The 16,405-nt window shown below is 63.2% G+C and carries 18 protein-coding genes; 7 read left to right on the top strand and 11 right to left on the bottom strand.

Annotated elements, in window-relative coordinates; genetic code table 11:
- The first annotated feature begins 37 nt into the window (after positions 1–37).
- Entirely contained in the window at positions 38–253 is a 216-nt protein-coding gene (locus AWB79_RS15750) for a YXWGXW repeat-containing protein (protein WP_061168346.1), read from the top strand.
- Positions 254–277: 24 nt separating this feature from the next.
- Here the strand turns inward: AWB79_RS15750 and AWB79_RS15745 are convergent, their stop codons facing one another.
- A complete protein-coding gene (locus AWB79_RS15745; RefSeq protein WP_061168345.1) occupies positions 278–1,060 on the bottom strand; it encodes an IclR family transcriptional regulator in 783 nt (260 codons plus the stop codon).
- A 62-nt stretch (positions 1,061–1,122) separates the two neighbouring features.
- Complete coding sequence (locus tag AWB79_RS15740) at positions 1,123–1,632, bottom strand: cupin domain-containing protein (RefSeq protein ID WP_061168344.1); 510 nt, start codon at positions 1,630–1,632, stop codon at positions 1,123–1,125.
- A gap of 65 nt (positions 1,633–1,697) precedes the next feature.
- On the opposite strand from AWB79_RS15740, the gene AWB79_RS15735 reads away from it, so the two are divergent.
- Positions 1,698–2,435, top strand: a complete 738-nt coding sequence (locus AWB79_RS15735; RefSeq protein ID WP_061168343.1) for an ABC transporter substrate-binding protein — start codon at positions 1,698–1,700, stop codon at positions 2,433–2,435.
- Positions 2,436–2,455: 20 nt separating this feature from the next.
- A complete protein-coding gene (locus AWB79_RS15730) occupies positions 2,456–2,878 on the top strand; it encodes a GNAT family N-acetyltransferase (protein ID WP_061168342.1) in 423 nt (140 codons plus the stop codon).
- 62 nt (positions 2,879–2,940) lie between these two features.
- On the opposite strand, the gene AWB79_RS15725 is transcribed toward AWB79_RS15730, so the two are convergent.
- Positions 2,941–3,630 (bottom strand): DJ-1/PfpI family protein, encoded by a 690-nt coding sequence (locus AWB79_RS15725; RefSeq protein ID WP_061168473.1) that lies wholly within the window; start codon positions 3,628–3,630, stop codon positions 2,941–2,943.
- A gap of 125 nt (positions 3,631–3,755) precedes the next feature.
- Between AWB79_RS15725 and AWB79_RS15720 the strand changes: the two genes are divergently transcribed.
- The gene (locus AWB79_RS15720; RefSeq protein WP_074169383.1) at positions 3,756–4,757 is read left to right on the top strand and encodes a GlxA family transcriptional regulator; all 1,002 of its coding nucleotides are present in this window, start codon (positions 3,756–3,758) and stop codon (positions 4,755–4,757) included.
- 182 nt (positions 4,758–4,939) lie between these two features.
- A complete protein-coding gene (locus tag AWB79_RS15715) occupies positions 4,940–7,861 on the top strand; it encodes a sensor domain-containing phosphodiesterase (protein ID WP_061168341.1) in 2,922 nt (973 codons plus the stop codon).
- A gap of 5 nt (positions 7,862–7,866) precedes the next feature.
- Here AWB79_RS15715 and AWB79_RS15710 read toward each other — a convergent pair whose 3' ends face one another.
- Positions 7,867–8,205: a hypothetical protein gene (locus tag AWB79_RS15710; RefSeq protein ID WP_232470914.1), complete on the bottom strand. Its 339-nt coding sequence runs from the start codon at positions 8,203–8,205 to the stop codon at positions 7,867–7,869.
- Positions 8,206–8,237: 32 nt separating this feature from the next.
- On the opposite strand from AWB79_RS15710, the gene AWB79_RS15705 reads away from it, so the two are divergent.
- Together AWB79_RS15705 and pqqA are read left to right on the top strand one after the other, a co-directional pair.
- Positions 8,238–8,471 carry a DUF2795 domain-containing protein gene (locus AWB79_RS15705; protein WP_061168339.1) on the top strand — a complete coding sequence of 78 codons (234 nt, stop codon included), beginning with the start codon at positions 8,238–8,240 and terminating at the stop codon, positions 8,469–8,471.
- 449 nt (positions 8,472–8,920) lie between these two features.
- Complete coding sequence (gene pqqA, locus AWB79_RS40810; RefSeq protein ID WP_008353049.1) at positions 8,921–8,995, top strand: pyrroloquinoline quinone precursor peptide PqqA; 75 nt, start codon at positions 8,921–8,923, stop codon at positions 8,993–8,995.
- Between the two features lie 83 nt (positions 8,996–9,078).
- On the opposite strand, the gene AWB79_RS15700 is transcribed toward pqqA, so the two are convergent.
- From AWB79_RS15700 to AWB79_RS15670, 7 genes are all read right to left on the bottom strand, one after another.
- Positions 9,079–9,405, bottom strand: coding sequence for a hypothetical protein (locus AWB79_RS15700; RefSeq protein WP_061168338.1), 327 nt, complete (start codon positions 9,403–9,405; stop codon positions 9,079–9,081).
- Between the two features lie 131 nt (positions 9,406–9,536).
- Positions 9,537–10,955, bottom strand: coding sequence for an aspartate aminotransferase family protein (locus AWB79_RS15695; protein ID WP_061168337.1), 1,419 nt, complete (start codon positions 10,953–10,955; stop codon positions 9,537–9,539).
- Positions 10,956–11,003: 48 nt separating this feature from the next.
- On the bottom strand, positions 11,004–12,482 hold the full coding sequence (locus AWB79_RS15690) for an NAD-dependent succinate-semialdehyde dehydrogenase (RefSeq protein ID WP_061168471.1): 1,479 nt from the start codon (positions 12,480–12,482) through the stop codon (positions 11,004–11,006).
- Between the two features lie 180 nt (positions 12,483–12,662).
- A complete protein-coding gene (locus AWB79_RS15685) occupies positions 12,663–13,139 on the bottom strand; it encodes an Lrp/AsnC family transcriptional regulator (RefSeq protein ID WP_061168470.1) in 477 nt (158 codons plus the stop codon).
- The gene (doeB, locus tag AWB79_RS15680) at positions 13,139–14,164 is read right to left on the bottom strand and encodes a N(2)-acetyl-L-2,4-diaminobutanoate deacetylase DoeB (RefSeq protein ID WP_061168336.1); all 1,026 of its coding nucleotides are present in this window, start codon (positions 14,162–14,164) and stop codon (positions 13,139–13,141) included. Before doeB ends, AWB79_RS15685 begins: the two co-directional genes overlap by 1 nt.
- 4 nt (positions 14,165–14,168) lie before the next feature.
- Positions 14,169–15,386: an ectoine hydrolase DoeA gene (doeA, locus tag AWB79_RS15675; protein WP_061168335.1), complete on the bottom strand. Its 1,218-nt coding sequence runs from the start codon at positions 15,384–15,386 to the stop codon at positions 14,169–14,171.
- 11 nt (positions 15,387–15,397) lie between these two features.
- Positions 15,398–16,402 (bottom strand): cyclodeaminase, encoded by a 1,005-nt coding sequence (locus AWB79_RS15670; protein ID WP_061168334.1) that lies wholly within the window; start codon positions 16,400–16,402, stop codon positions 15,398–15,400.
- Positions 16,403–16,405: the final 3 nt, after the last annotated feature.

The raw sequence follows: 16,405 nt of genomic DNA, 5'->3' as shown, positions 1-16,405 counted from the left end.
GATGCCGCCCCCTGAGAACATTAGAGGACGAAAACGTATGAAAGCGAAGGCTTCACTGATGCTGGTCAGCGCGATGACGGCGGGCGCGCTGCTGTCGGGTTGTGTCGTGGAACCCGCGCATCCGCCGCAGCCCGCGCCGGTGGCGGAGGTCATGCCACCGCCGCCCGCGCCGGGGTATCGCTGGGTGAAGGGGCACTATCGATGGGAAGGCAACCACTGGCAGTGGGTGCCAGGGCACTGGCGGCCGGTATGAGCGCCGCGCCCGATCAAAGCCGAATCAGACGGCGACGAAGCCGAGCAGCTTCGAAACACGTTCGGCGCACGCGCGCAGCGCCTTTGAGATATCGCCGTCCCACGCGCCATCGAACGAACCGCTCGGCCCGATCGCCGTGATCGCGAGCACGATATTGCGCGAGTGATCGAAGACCGGCGCGCTCATCGCGCTGATGCCCGCGACGGGTTCATCCACCGCGCGCGCGATGCGGTGCTCGCGCACTTCGGCGAGCATCGCGTCGATCTGCGCGCGCGTGTAGTCGCGCCGCTCGGCGCCGGTCTGCAACGCGCCCGCGCGCTCTACCGCGACGAGCGCATCGACGGTCATCGGCGGGAGATACGCCGCGAACGCGCGGCCCGTCGCGGTCTGCAGCAGCGACATGGCCGTGCCCGTACGCATGGTCACGTGAATCGGCACGCTCGCCTGCTGGATGTGGACGATCGTCGGACCATAGCTGCCCGCGCTCGCGAGCGCGACCGTATGCCCGATGGGCGGCGTGATGCCAGCCACCTCCGCAATCGCCAGGCGCACCGGATCGACGCGCTGCAGACTGATCAGGCCCATCTGCAACGCGAACGGGCCGAGTTCGTAGCGGCCCGTCGCGGGGTCCTGCTGAATCAGGCCGAGATTGCCGTACGACACAAGGTACGGATGCGCCTTCGCCGAAGGCATCCCCGCCTTCTTCGCGAGATCGCCCAGCAACATGGGGCCACCGTGATCCACGAGCGCGCGCAAGAGCGCTCCGCCCACTTCGATCGATTGAATTCCGCGGCGCACTCCGCTCATGCCTGACCTTGCGTTGATAGTGGATGTTGCGCGCGATGATAACCGCTCCCGGGAGGGCATCGTCACGTCTTGTGTCCGAACCGCGCGATCAGTTCACGATGCTGCGGATAGCGCGCTTCGAGCACGCCCGGCGCGGCCAGTTCGAACTCGCTGAATTCGAAGCCCGGCGCGACCGTGCAGCCGACGAGCGCCGCGCCGTTCGCATCGCGGCAGACGGCTGCGAACCAGTCGCCCGCTTTCACGACGGCCTGAAACACCGCGTCCTCGTGGTCGAGCGCATTGCCGAGCCGATGCGTGACGAGCATGCCCTTCGCATCGAGCACATGCACGTCGAGCGGATCGCCCGCGTAGAAATGCCAGACTTCATCCGAGCGAATGCGATGCCACGCCGAATGCGCGCCATCGCAAAGCAGAAAGTAGATGGCGGTCGAGGCAGAGCGCAACGCGCCCTCGCCTTCACGCGTGACGTTTCCATTCGCGCGATACGTCTCGCGAAAGAAGCCGCCTTCGGGATGCGGCTCGAGCTTCAGGCGCTGAATCAATGCACGGCTATCGATGCGTTCGCTTTGCATGGCACTCCTTTGGCAAGCGCTTTATGGTTCGCGTATTCTGCATCAACCAACCACGGACCGACGCCATGACGATATCCGCTTCCTTGCTCAACGCCTTCGCTCCGACCGGCACGCTGCGCGCGTCGATCAATCTCGGCAATCCGATCCTCGCCCATCGAACGCAGAGCGGCGAGCCAGGCGGCGTGTCCGTCGATCTCGCGCGCGAGCTCGCGTCGCGGCTCGGGGTGCCGGTCGCGTTCAGCGCATTCGACACGGCGGCGAAGTCGGTCGAGACGGTGACCAGCGAAGCCGCCGACATCGGCTTCTTCGCGATCGATCCGCTGCGTGGCGCGGGCATCGCGTTCACCGCGCCGTACGTGCTGATCGAAGGCTGCTATCTGGTGCGCGACGCGTCGCCGCTCACGCGTAACGAAGAGGTCGATCGCGAAGGCAATCGCATCGTGGTCGGCAAGGGCAGCGCGTACGACCTGTTCCTCACGCGTGAAATCAAACATGCGCAGATTCTGCGCGCGGAGTCTTCGCAGGCGGTCGTCGAAACCTTTCTGCGCGACGACGTGGAAGTCGCCGCGGGCGTGAAGCAGCAACTCGAAGCCGATGCCGCGCGCACTTCCGGCCTGCGTCTGCTCGACGGGCGTTTCATGGTCATCCAGCAAGCGATGGGCTTGCCGAAAAGCCGTGGCGACGAAGCCGCGCATTATCTGCGCGCCTTCGTGGAAGACGCGAAGCGTTCGGGGTTCGTCGCGGATGCGCTCGCGCGCCACGGCGTCAAGGGCGCATCCGTCGCGCCCGCGACGCAGACCTGAGCTGAGCTGAGCGAAACGGCATGGAAGCGAACGTCTCGCTTTCCGTCACTGACTGGGTCGACCCGACTTTCGAGCGCGATGTCGCGGGCGGCCTCGCCGCATTCAATCGCGCGCAACTCGGCCCGAGCCATCAACGCGACCTCGCCGTGTCGGTCTATCGGGGCGACGATTTCATCGGCGGCCTTGCGGGCTACACGGCTTGGGACTGGCTTTTCGTCAAATGGCTCTGGATACGCGAGGATGCGCGCGGCCTGGGCTTCGGCACGCGCGCGCTGCACGCAGCGGAGCAGGAAGCGAAGAAACGCGGCTGCCGCGCCGCGTGGCTAGACACGGTCAATCCGGCGGCGCGCGCGCTTTACGCGCGCTGCGGATACGAGCCGTTCGGCGAACTCGCCGACTTCCACGCAGGCCAGCCGCGCTTCTTCCTGCAGAAGCGCTTCTAGCACGTCGCGTCTGGTTTATTGCATTAAATATGCGTAATCCATCCGGCATTACGCATTTTGCATTACGTATTCAGTTTCAGGCGCTCCGCGACCCGCGCCGTGATCGCGCCGCGCGCTGCCAGCGAAGGCGCGGAACGCTCGCGCACGGCGCTGACGACGTCGGCCGGTGCCCGCGTCGGATCGCCGGCATCGAAAGGCGGTGCGGGCGCGTATTCCATTTGCAGTTGAATCGCCTGCGCCTCGTGTTCGCCCACGAGTTCCGCCGCGAGCGTCAGCGCGAAATCGATGCCCGCCGTGATGCCGCCGCCGGTCAGCAGATTGCCGTCGCGCACTACGCGCGCCTGCACCGGGATCGCGCCGAGTTCCGCCAGCAGCGAATGAAAGGCCCAGTGTGTCGTCGCGCGCTTGCCACGCAGCAGGCCGGCCGCGCCGAGCACGAGCGAGCCGGTACACACCGAAGTCACGTAGCGCGCGCCCGCCGCCTGTTCGCGGATGAACGCGAGCGTCTCGTCGTCCTCCATCAGATCGCCGACACCCGAGCCGCCGGGCACGCACAGCACATCGAGCGATGGGCAATCGGCAAAGCTCGCGTCTGGCGTCAGGATCATGCCGGCGCTCGATTTCACCGGGTCGCGCGTCTTCGCGACGAGCTGCACGCGGGTATCGGCCATGTGCGCGAATACGTCGTAGGGGCCGGTCATGTCGAGTTGCTGCACGCGCGGGAAAAGCAGCAGGCCGATGTTGAGCGTCATCGTCATCTCCTTGAGTTGAATGGATTGCCGGTTCATTGAAATGGACGAACCGATGCTACCCCGCTACTCTATGGCGAAATTGACACACAACCCACGTTTTCCGCCAATCCGCTCCCGAGGTTGCCATGCAGACCGATGCCCCGCGTCTGATCGACGTGCTCGCCTTCCCCGACGTCCAGTTGCTCGATGTCGCCGGACCTTTGCAGGTGTTCGTCTCCGCGAACGAACTCGCCGTGGCGGCGGGCGGGCCGCGCCCGTATCGGCCGCGCGTGATTTCGCGGGACGGCGCCGTGAGCGCGTCAGCCGGGCTCGGGCTCGTCGGCGAGATGCTGCCCGATGCGGCCGAGCCTTGCGACACGCTGATCGTCGCCGGCGGCTGGGGCGTGCATCAAGCGGTTCTGAATCGCGAACTGGTCGACTGGGTGCGCGGGCACGCCGCTCATGCGCGACGCACGGCGTCGGTTTGCACGGGCGCGTTCCTGCTCGCGGCGGCCGGCCTGCTCGATGCGCGCCGCGCCGTCACGCACTGGACGCGCTGCGCCGAACTGGCGACGCGCTTTCCGACAGTGCACGTCGAAGCCGATCCGATCTTCATCCGCGACGGCGACGTGTGGACTTCCGCGGGCGTCACGGCGGGGATCGACCTTTCGCTGGCGCTGGTCGAGGACGATCTGGGCCGCGCGCTCGCCCTCGATGTCGCGCGTCATCTCGTGGTCTTTCTGAAGCGTCCGGGTGGCCAGGCCCAGTTCAGCGCGGCGTTGTCGCTGCAGAATTCCGGTGAGCGCTTCGGCGACCTGCATGCGTGGATCGCGGAGAATCTCGCGGCGGATCTGTCGATCGGCGTGCTGGCGGCGCGCGTCGGCATGAGCGAGCGCAGCTTCGTACGTCATTACCGCGCGCAGACCGGCGTCACGCCGGCGCGCTCCATCGAGCGCATGAGGCTCGAGGCCGCGCGCCGTCTGCTGGGCGATACGGGCCTGCCAGTGAAACGGGTCGCGGCGCGCTGCGGCTTCGGCTCCGAGGAAACGATGCGGCGCGGTTTTCTGCGCTCGCTCGGCGTGTCGCCGCAGGCGTATCGCGAACGATTTACCGGTCATGACGCCTCCGGCGCGACACATGCGGCATGAACGCCCGCGCGTGAGCCCTTCGATATCTACCGCGCGTGCTTTTTTGTCCGATGGACTCAAGCCTGTAAGCTCGCTGCCGTTAGCCCGTTTAGAACGTTTGCTTGAGACGCGCGCTTTTGCGCGCGCACGCAGTCGCTGAACGAGAGCCGCCGGCAGTGGCGGCAATATGGCCTGGAGCGCCGATGAGTGTGTTTCCCGCGTCCGACGCGCCGGTTGTTCGCGCAACCGCGGTCGAACCTGCAACCGTAACGACAACCGATGCGAAGCGCTTCGCGAGTCTCGCGCCATCGATCGAGGCCTTGTTGCGCGAGGCGGCCGAGCTGGGTTGCCCGCAGCAATGGGCGTGGTATCGCGCGGGCGAGCAATTGCACCTGGAGCGGCGCGGCGGCACGCCCTTGCCCAACGAACAGGAATGGCCGCACGGCATCGCCGAAGAACGGCTTGCACAGATGTGCCTCGCGCATGGCTGGCATTGCTGGCCCACCGGACGCGGCGAGAGTGTGCTCGGCTGGCTGCTCGCGCCCGTCGCGCATCGCCACGATCCGCATCTGGCGGAACTCGCGCGCACGCTCGGTGAGCGTGTGCAGGCCGACACGCTCGCACGCGCGCAACTCACGCAGCGCGTGCTCTATGAGATCTCTTATCTGGCGAGCTCGGTGCCCGAGCGCGCGAACTTTCTGCGCGGCGTCCACGAGCGGCTCGGCACGCTGATCGACGCCGAGAACTTCTATCTCGCACTCTACGACCGCAAGACCGGCAAGATCACGTATCCGTACTACGTCGACGTGATCGATACCGATGTCGTCGCGGCCGAAAACTACGACATCCTGAATCCGGCGCGTTTGTCGATGACGGGCCAGGTGCTCACGAGCGCGCAACCGCTTTTCATCACCGCCGCCGACATCTGCGCGGCCGAGCGCGCGGGCCGCTTCTACTGCATCGGCGACCGTCCCGAGTTCTGGATGGGCGCGCCGCTCAAGAACGCCGCCGACGAAGTATTCGGCATGCTCGCGATGCAGGTCTACGACGTGTCGCGCATGTACACCGCCGAGGACCGCGCATTGTTCCTCGTCGTCGCGCGGCACGTGGCGATGGCGCTCGACCGCATCCTGCACCGCGCCGATCTCGAAGAGCAGGTCGCACGCCGCACGTCCGAGTTGTCGAAGCTCAACGCGGCGCTGCGTCACGGCATCGCGGAGCGCGAGCGTTCCGAGCATTTGCAGGCTGCGCTATACCAGATCGCAGAATTGTCGAGCCGGCCGGGCGACACGATGGAGTTTTTTCGCAGCCTGCACGGCATCGTCGGCGAGCTGCTCTATGCGCGCAATTTCTATATCGCGCTCATCGAAACGGAAACGCGCGAAGTGTCGTTCCCGTATTACGTCGATGAAATCGTGCAGGATCGCCCCGCTCCGCGACGCGGCCAGCGCGGCCTCACGGAATACGTGATCCGGGAACGGCGTGCGCGCCTCATCGATCACGCGGAGGCGTTGCGTCTTATCGAAGAAGGTGCGTTCGAGATCGAGCACAGCGAAGTAAAGCTCCGCTCGTGGCTCGGCATTCCGCTGTTCGATGGCGATGTCGTGCGTGGCATGCTCGCCGTGCAAAGTTATTCGCCGCTCGTGCGCTATTCGCTGCGCGATCAGGAATTGCTGACCTTCGTGTCGCGGCATATCGATACCGCGCTCTCGCGCCGCCGCGACGCCGAAGCGCTCCATGCCGCGAACCTCGAACTCGAAGCGCGGGTGCAGGCGCGCACGCGTGAACTCGACGACGTCAACGCGCGACTGCTCTACGAGAACTCGCACGATACGCTGACAGGCCTGCCCAACCGCAGCCATCTGATGCACAAGCTGCGCTGTGCGTGGCGGGATTATCAGACGCGCGGCGACGAACTGTCGGTCATGTTCATCGACCTCGATCGCTTCAAGGTCGTCAACGACAGTCTCGGTCATCATTTCGGCGACATGCTGCTCGTGCAGGCCGCCGCGCGTCTGCGCGAGTGTCTGCGCTCGACCGATCTGCTCGCCCGTCTGGGCGGCGACGAATTCGCCGTGCTCTCGCCGAACGCGCATGTGCGCGATGCGGTGTCGATCGCAAAGCGCATTCTCTCCGCATTCGACCTGCCGTTTCACATCGAAGAGCATGTGGTGTTTTCGTCGTGCAGCATCGGCATCGTGAGTGCGGATAGCCAGTTCCACACCGAGCCCGCTGATCTGCTGCGCGACGCCGACACCGCAATGTATCGCGTGAAAAACGCGGGACGTGACAGCTATGTCGTGTTCAATCAGGAACTGCGACGTCAAGTGTCGGACCAGGTGGAACGCGAAGGCGCGTTGCGCAACGCGATCAAGCGCGACGATGAACTGCTGCCCTATTTCCAGCCGATCGTCGATGTGAAGAGCGGCGACGTGGTCGCGCTCGAAGCGCTGATTCGCTGGCGTCAGCCCGATGGGCGCATTGTCGGTCCGGCTGAGTTTCTGCCTTCGGTAGAGGGATTGAGACTCATCGGCAGACTCGATCTGTACATGCTGGAGCGCGTCGCCGCTATTCTCTCCAACGCACGGTTTGCGCACTGGCCGCCCGTGCACGTGAACTGTTCGAGCTACAGCATGACGCGCCCCGAATTCGCCGACGACGTGCTCGCGCTGTTACGGCGCTATCGCGTGTCGCCAACCCGCGTGTGTCTCGAACTGACGGAAGGCGCGCTCGTCGCGGAGCCGGATCTCGCGCGACGCACGATGCAACGTCTTGCCGATAACGGCATGTCCGTTGTCCTCGACGACTTCGGCGCGGGCTTTTCGTCGCTCAGTTACGTGCACCAGTATCAGTTCACGGGACTGAAGATCGACAAGTCGTTCATTCTCGAACTGACAGAAAGCCCTCGCAGTCGCGCCATCGTGCGTGCGATCGTGCGCATGGCCGAATCGCTCGATCTGACGCTGGTCGCCGAAGGCGTCGAGGATGCCGCAACACTCGCGGTACTACGCGATATGGGCGCGGCGCAAGCTCAGGGCTATTTTTTCGACAAACCCCTGCCGCTCGACGCCCTCACGCGCACATCACTCGCGCCACGTGCGACGACTGCAAGCGCCGCGCTCTGAGGCCGTCAAAAAGGGGGGCCGCCCAGCGATGGCGAAATGATGCTGCCGGGTTCGCCCGTCGGCGCGCCGCTTATGTCTGCATGCGCGGCGCGTGTGGAAACCGGCGCGTGATTTTTCGCACACGTTTCGACGGAGCCGTTCCCCAGACATCGTTGGAATGAATCGGCGCTAGCCTTGGCGTCGAAGGTATAGATGGTGTCTCCGATCTTGATTTCGGTTTCGGAGATGCGGTCTGCTGCGATTGCCATGTTGTCCGTGCCTCTCTCTTTTGGTGAGCTACATCGATAGCGCAGCATCAAACGATCCCGCCGCGCGAGACGGGTACGGCCGTTGCTGACTCCCAAGCGTTATCGTCACGTCGAACAAGGAGGCGGAAATGGCACAGCATCCCGCGCACGCGCAAAATCATCGGCATCCGGATGAACCTCGTCCCGAGGAGATCGAGCGAGTGCTCAAGGGCGCCGACTATCCGATGGGCAAGGAAAAGCTTATCGCGCTCGCGAAGAGCAATGGCGCGGACGGCGAAGTCATGGCCGTGCTGAACAAGATGACCGACCGCAATTTCGACAGCGCGGACGCGGTTCTGCGCGAGGCGACCCGGGCCGAATAACTGCATTCCGCAATGCGGCATTCATTCGCTCGGCGTATCGCTTTCGATCGTCCGTTGATACCAAATCCAGACGGAGGAAAATGTAATGGCTGAATCTCCGCGAGCACCCGAAACGCGCGATCAACCCCGTGCGCCCGGAGGCAATAATCTGAACAATGTCGGCGACAGAAATGCAGACAGGGTAATCCCTCGACCCGGAGAAGGGTTGCGACGCGATCCGGCCAATGAGCCTGACAAAGCGAGTACGACGCCTGACGATTCGGGAAATCGGCCACGTCCGCTATAAATAAATTAAATGGACGACCAAGCGATTTCCAATCGTGATCCACTTAAAGTCGCGTAGCATTGAAATGCGTCGAATGGGGTGCGCGGCTTTGCACGGCGCCTGGTAGCAATCGACCGCGCAACGGTCCGACATCCGTCTGGCCAGTCATCGCAAAGGAGGCTCTATGAAGTGGGAAACACCCAGTTTCACCGATATGCGCTTCGGCTTTGAAATCACCATGTATATCGCGACGCGCTGATCGGCAATACGGTAAGAGCGAAACGGCCACGATGAGTGGCCGTTTTGTTTTCCAGAGCGACGAAGTTATCGTCAGAAGTTATCTCAGTCTCGGCGCAGTGGGTCGGTGTGTTTTTTCGCAGGATCGGGAAGATCCGCGTTCTGGGCATCGAGTCCGCCCTTGCCGGCAATCGCAGGTTCATTTCCCGAGCCATAAGGCACCTCCGCCGTCTGATGCGGATGCTGGTCCAGACGCCTGTTCTCGGGCTCTATCTCTGCGGCATTGGGCCTGCGCACGCCCTGCCTGGGATCGCCGCCCGTAGCGGACCCAGGCCCCGGCGTGTTGCCTATCGAACCGCCGCCGCTCGCGCCACTGCCCGCATCGCCCAGTGGCTTGTCGGTGCTTTCCGTTTCCTGCTGGCTGTCGCTCATCTTGAGTCTCCTTTCGTTCGTGCATCGAACATGGAAGAGCAACTCGCATTCCAGTGAGTCGCCAACATGAAAAATTAAAAAGGCCCGCGCATTTGCGCGGGCCTCGGCTGCTGCTTGCTGCCGCGAGAAAATCAGACGGCTTGCGTCGAAAGTGCGGAGCCGATAACTTCGTTCGCCACCGCATCGACCGCCTGTTTCACGATGCCGACAATCTCGTCGGCTTCGGCGCGCGTCGTCACGAGCGGCGGTGCGAAACCGAGGATATCGCCATGCGGCATCGCGCGCGCGATCACGCCACGCTCCAGCGCCGCCGCCGACACCTTCGGCCCGACCTTGAGCGCCGCGTCGAACGGCTTGCGCTCGTCCTTGTCGGCCATGAATTCGAGCGCCGCGAGCATGCCCGCGCCGCGCACTTCGCCGACGAGCGGATGCGCATCGAAAGCGGTGTGCAACTGCTGCTGCAAGTACGCACCGACATCGGCGGCATTCTGCGTGAGGTTCTCGCGCTCGAGAATGTCGAGGTTCGCGAGCGCCGCGGCCGCACAGATCGGGTGTCCCGAATAGGTCCAGCCATGGCCCATCGGGCCGTGCTCTTGCGAGCCGCGATCGATGACGTCCCACACCTTCTCGCCGACGATCACGCCCGAGAGCGGCGCATACGCGCTCGTCAGGCCCTTCGCGACCGTGATGAGGTCGGGCTTGATGCCGAAGTGCTGCGCGCCCATCTTCGAGCCGAGACGGCCAAAGCCGCACACGACTTCATCTGAGATCAACAGGATGTCGTGCTTCTTCAGCACGTCCTGGATGGCTTCCCAGTAGCCTTGCGGCGGCGCGATGATGCCGCCCGTGCCCATCACCGGCTCGGCGATGAATGCGGCGATGGTATCGGCGCCTTCCTTCGCGATCAGCTTTTCGAGCTCTTCCACGCAATAGGCGGTGAACTGCGTTTCGCTCATGCCGGCCGGCGCCTTGCGATACCAGTGCGGGCAAACGGTGTGCATCACGCGCTCGATCGGCAGGTCGAAGTTCTGATGGAAACTCGGCAGTCCCGTGAGGCTGCCAGTCACGATGCCCGAGCCGTGATAACCGCGTTCGCGCGAGATGATCTTCTTCTTGTTCGGACGGCCCAGCACGTTGTTGTAGTACCAGACGATCTTGATCTGCGTTTCGTTGGCGTCCGAACCTGACATGCCGTAGTACACCTTCTTCATGCCTTCCGGCGACCAGTCGATGATGCGCGACGACAGCTCGATGATCGTGTCGGTCGAGTGACCGACATAGGTGTGGTAATACGCGAGCTTCTTCGCCTGCTCATAGATCGCTTCGGCCACTTCGGTGCGGCCATAGCCGATGTTCACGCAATAGAGGCCCGCGAATGCGTCGATATAGCTTTTGCCTTGATGATCCTGAATGCGAATGCCCTTCGCGCCCGTGACGATCTTGCCGGGCAGCGCGCCGCTTGCGTGATCGTGCGCGTGCGTGGACGGGTGCATGAAGTGAGCGCGATCTTCGGCAAACAGTTGCTCGAGCGATTGATTCTGCTGGGTCATGTGCTTCTCCTTGATATCCGGTAGTGCGTGTCTTTGAGGATGATTCTTTCAGGCCGCGCTCGTGAGCGGCAGGCCGAGATTGCCTAGGCAAAAGTATTTGGTTTCGACGAAGGGCTCGAAGCCTTCCGCGCCGCCCTCGCGGCCGAGACCCGAGGCTTTCACGCCGCCGAACGGAATCGGCGCGCCGGTGAATTTCACGCCGTTGACCGACACCATCGCGAAGTCGAGGCGTCGCACGAGCTGGAAGATCGTGTCCATGCGCGTCGCGCAGATGTAGGCGGCGAGGCCGTATTCCGTGTCGTTGGCGCGCGTGACGGCTTCATCGAGCGTATCGAACGGGGAAATCGCGGAGATCGGCGCGAAGTTCTCTTCGTCGTAGATACGCATGCCGGGTTTGGCATCGGCAACGACCGTCGGTTCATAAAACCAGCCGCCGAGCGCGTGCGGCCTTCCGCCTACGGTCACGCGCGCACCCTGCGCTTTCGCATCGTCCACGCGTGCGACGGTCGAATCGAATGCGGCCTGATGCATGAGCGGACCGATATCGACATTCGCTTCGAAAGCGTTGCCCACTTTGAGTGCCTTCACCGCTTCCGTATAACGTTCGACGAATTGTTCATACAGCGGACGCGCGACCAGAATGCGGTTTGCAGCGCAGCAGTCCTGTCCCGACGTTTGAAACTTGGCGCCCACTGCGACGCGCACGGCATGTTCCAGATCCGCGTCTTCCGTGACGATGAAGGGTGCATTGCCGCCGAGTTCGAGCGCGAGCTTCTTGATGCCCGCCTGCGCTGCCGTTTGCGCGACCAGGCGGCCGACGCGCGTCGAGCCCGTGAAGCTGACGGCGCGTACGCGCGTATCGCTGACGAGCGTTTGCATCGCCATTTGCGGTTCACCAATGACGACATTGAACACGCCCTGCGGGAAGCCTGCTTCCTCGGCGAGTTGTGCGAGAGCAATCGCGGAGAATGGCGTTTCGTGCGCCGGCTTGACGACGACCGTGCACCCGGCGGCGACTGCGGCCGCGGCTTTGCGCGTGATCATCGCGACCGGAAAATTCCACGGCGTAATGAGCGCGGCGACGCCCACGGGTTCCATCACGGTACCGAGATGTGCGCCATCGATATGCGTAGGAATGGTGCGTCCTGTCAGACGCTTCGCTTCATTCGCGAACCATTCGACGAAGCTTGCGGCATAGGCGATCTCGCCTTTGGATTCGGCGAGCGGCTTGCCTTGTTCGAGCGACAGAATGCCCGCGAGGTCGGACAGGTGACGCATGATGAGTTCGTGCCAGCGCAGCAGCAGTGCGCTGCGCTTTTGCTGCGGCATCCAGCGCCAGGACTGGAACGCGCGGTCGGCGGCGTCGATTGCGCCGGCAATTTGCGCTTTGTCGAGCATCGGCACATGGCCGATAACTTTCTGATCTGCTGGATTCGTTACCGCGATGGACGCGGCGCTGTCGCTGTGAACCCAGCGGCCGTCGACATAGCAAAGCGATTTGAACAGAACGGGATGACCGAGAAGCATGGATGTCTCCTTACGCATTGGACTCGCCCTGGGGGCTGGGCGATTTACGTTGATCCGATACCGTTCACTTTAAAGGTACCGAGGTCCTGGAGTTTTTTGTTATTGACTGCGGTGCTTGGTGTTTTTTCTGTTTGGCTCGCTGTGGAGTTCGATTATTTTCGTCGCCCCGGCGACAACAATTTAATCCGAATCATCGACCCACTCCGGCGGCCCTTCAACATTCTTGACGACCTTGGTCACGATATAAGTGAAGTACCGCTCGATCGCCAATTCCTCGACGAGCAACGAATCAATGAACCGCTGATAGTGATCGATATCCCGCGACACGACATGCAGCACATAATCCACGCCACCGCCGGTGGCATAACACTGCACGATTTCGGAAGCCGCCGCGACACGCTCCTCAAAGCGCCGCATATCCGCCGCGGTATGACGCGAAAGCGTCACCTCAACGACGATACGGCTGCCCTTGAAAGCAGCCGCCCAGTCGACATCCGCGCGATAGCCCTTGATGAGCCCGCAATCTTCGAGTTTCTTCACGCGCTCCCAAGCCGGCGAGATCGACAGGTTGACCTCTTCCGCGAGACGCGATTTTGTAATGCGGCCGTCCCGCGCAAGAATGCGCAGAATGGCCAGATCGTAGCGGTCGAGCTTGATCACATCACGCTCACAGCAATGTTGCGTTCGACGATATCCGCTACCACCGCAACCGTATCGCCCGTCTGCACGAGGCCCGGAAAATGCCGCGCCGCGAGCAGTCCATCACGCTTCGCCCGATATTCGAACGGCGCACCACCTGTGCGGCCGATATCGTGGACACGCGCGAGCACATCGCCTTTCTTTATCATGTCGCCGAGATCGCGGCACATCTCAAGCAAACCCGAGTGCTCGCTCGTCGTGTAGCACGAACCATCGGGCATATCGAGCAGGGTCGTCGTGCGCGCTTCGCCCTGCGCCTTCGGCTTCTCGATGATGCCCGCATAAGCGAGAAAGCCATGCACGCCGCGCTCCGCGACGGCAACGCTCTTAGCCGTCGATGAACCTCCTCCGCCGAGTTCGGTCGACACGAATACCTTGCCCGCTTCCTCCGCCGCGCTGTCGTATAGACCGATGCTGTCGAGCTCCAGCATGCGCATCGAATACGGCGCGCCGAAGGCGCGCATCGCCGCTTCGCAACGCGCCTGTTGCGTCGCATCGTTCAGCACATGGATGGCGGCGAATGGCAGGAAGTCGAGCGTGCGGCCACCCGCGTGAATATCGAGCACGTAATCCGCGAGCGGCAACAGATGACGCTGAAAATAATCCGCGATCTTTTCCGTTACCGTACCGTCCGCCCTGCCAGGAAAGCTGCGGTTCAGATTGCCCGCATCGATCGGCGATGTGCGTGTGCCCGCGCGAAACGCCGGATAGTTCATGAATGGCACGATGATGACGCGGCCGTTCACGTCCTCTGCTTCAAGCGTCGATGCGAGCTTCGCCAGCGCGATCGGCCCTTCGTATTCGTCGCCATGATTGCCGCCCGTGAGCAGCGCGGTCGGGCCGACGCCGCGCTTGATCACGGTGATCGGAATCATCACGGCGCCCCACGCGGAATCGTTGCGCGAGTACGGCAGCTTCAGGAAGCCGTGCTGAACGCCCTCTGCATCGAAATCGACAGTCGGGCTGATCGGTGACGCGCGCATCGTGCTACTCCTTCACGAACAATTTGCGAGGCGTGTTGCAGAAGGTCTCGACGCCGGTATCGGTAATCAGGATGCTCTCCGTGATTTCGAGGCCCCAGTCGTCGAGCCACAGGCCCGGCATGAAGTGGAACGTCATGCCGGGTTCGAGGACGGTCTTGTCCCCGGGGCGCAGACTCATCGTGCGCTCGCCCCAGTCCGGCGGATAACTCGCGCCGATCGGATAACCACAGCGGCTATCCTTCTCTATGCCGAACTTGCGCAACACAGCGAAGAAGGCATTGGCAATGTCCTCCGTCTTGTTGCCCGGCTTCGCCATTGCAAGACCCGCTTCGATGCCTTCGACAACCGCCTTCTCGCCTTCGATGAAATGCTGCGGCGGCTTGCCCAGATAAACCGTGCGCGACAGCGGGCAGTGATAGCGCTTGAAACATCCGGCGATCTCGAAGAACGTGCCCGCGTTCGCCGTGAACTTCGAGTCGTCCCACGTGAGATGTGGCGCTGCTGCATCGGAACCGGTCGGGAGCAGCGGTACGATCGCCGGATAGTCGCCGCCATGACCTTCGACGCCGGTAATGCCCGCTTCATAGATTTGCGCGACGAGGTCGCTCTTCTTCATGCCCGGCTCGACCTTGTCGAGAATGCGCGCATGCATCTTCTCGACGATACGCGCCGCCACGCGCATGTATTCGATCTCGCGCGCCGACTTCACCGCGCGCTGCCAGTTGACCAGCGCCGTCGCGTCGACGAACTTCGCGTCCGGCAGATGCTGCGTCAGCGAACCATATGCCTTCGCGCTGAAGTAGTAGTTATCCATCTCCACGCCGATGCGCTTTTTATCCCAGCCATGCGCGACGATCACTTCGGTGGACAGGTAATCCATCGGATGGCGCACCTGCGACTGCACGTAATGATCCGGATACCCGACGATATTGCCGTGCTCCATGAACACCGTGCGCTTCGCACCGTTCGCATCCTGCCCGCGCCCATACCAGACCGGTTCGCCGTCCATTGCGAGCAGCACGCACTGATGCACGTAGAACGACCAGCCGTCGTAGCCGGTGAGCCACGCCATGTTGGTCGGGTCGGTCACGATCATGAGATCGATGCCCGCCCTTTCCATTGCGCGACGCGTCTTCGCGATGCGCGCATCGTACTCGCTGCGCTCGAACGGCAGGCGTACCACGGGCGCCTCGCCCTTCTGTTGTTGCGTGATTTCGGACATCGTCCCCTCTATCAAGCGGTCACATCGTTGTGGAAAATGGTTCCTGCGTGGCTCGCGCGCGCACGCTGAATGGCAAGCGTCGCGATCGCCGTGTCCTGCGCGCCGGTTCCGGTCAGGTCGCACAGCGTGACTTCGTCGTCGTTCGTGCGCCCCGGCGCCTGTTGCGCGATGACCTGGCCCAGTTCTGCAAAGGATGCGTCAGCATCGATCACGCCCGCTTCGATCGCATGATGCAGCTCACCCAGCACGCGCACCTGTTGCAAGCGGTCACATACATAGCGCGCCCGGGAAAACACATCCGCTGCGATCTCATTCTTGTGCTCGGCGTCGGACCCCATCGCGGTGATATGCAATCCGGGATGCAGGTCGCGCGCGTGGATCAAAGGCTCGCGGCTCGGCGTCGTCGTGATGGCGATATCCGCATGTCTGAGCGCCTGACTGACGCTGTCCGCGACCTCGCACGGCAAGTCTTCGCAGTCGCGCGCAAAGCGCTTTGCGCTGGCGGAATCGCGCGCCCACACGGTCACGTGCTCGATAGGGCGCACCATGCGCAAGGCCTTCAGTTGCAGACGTGCCTGTTCGCCCGCGCCGATGATCGCCACGCGCTTCGCATCGTCACGCGCGAGCCAGCGCGCCGCCACCGCGCCGGCCGCTGCGGTGCGCACGGCGGTCAGATAACCGTTGTCGAGCAACACGGCTTCGGTCAGACCCGTGTGCGCGGAGAGCACCAGCATCAAGCCATTGAGGCTCGGCAGTCCGAGCGACGGATTGTTGAAGAAGCCCGGGCTCACCTTGATCGCGAAGCTGGAAAAGCGCGGCAGATAGGCGGTTTTCACGTCGACTTCGCCGGCGTGCTCGGGAATGTCGAGACGCAGAATCGGCGGCATCGCGACGGCTTCGGTCGCGAGCGAGTTGAAAGCGGCTTCGATCTGCTCGATCGCGTCGAGGTCGAGCGGCACGAGCTGGCGCAGTTGGGCCTGCCCGAGCAGCACGGTGGATTTATCGATGTTGGTCATGGT

Source organism: Caballeronia hypogeia, from assembly GCF_001544875.2.
Lineage (GTDB): Bacteria > Pseudomonadota > Gammaproteobacteria > Burkholderiales > Burkholderiaceae > Caballeronia > Caballeronia hypogeia.
Note: the sequence above shows the minus strand (reverse complement) of the source record. Positions and strands in the feature narration are given on the sequence as shown.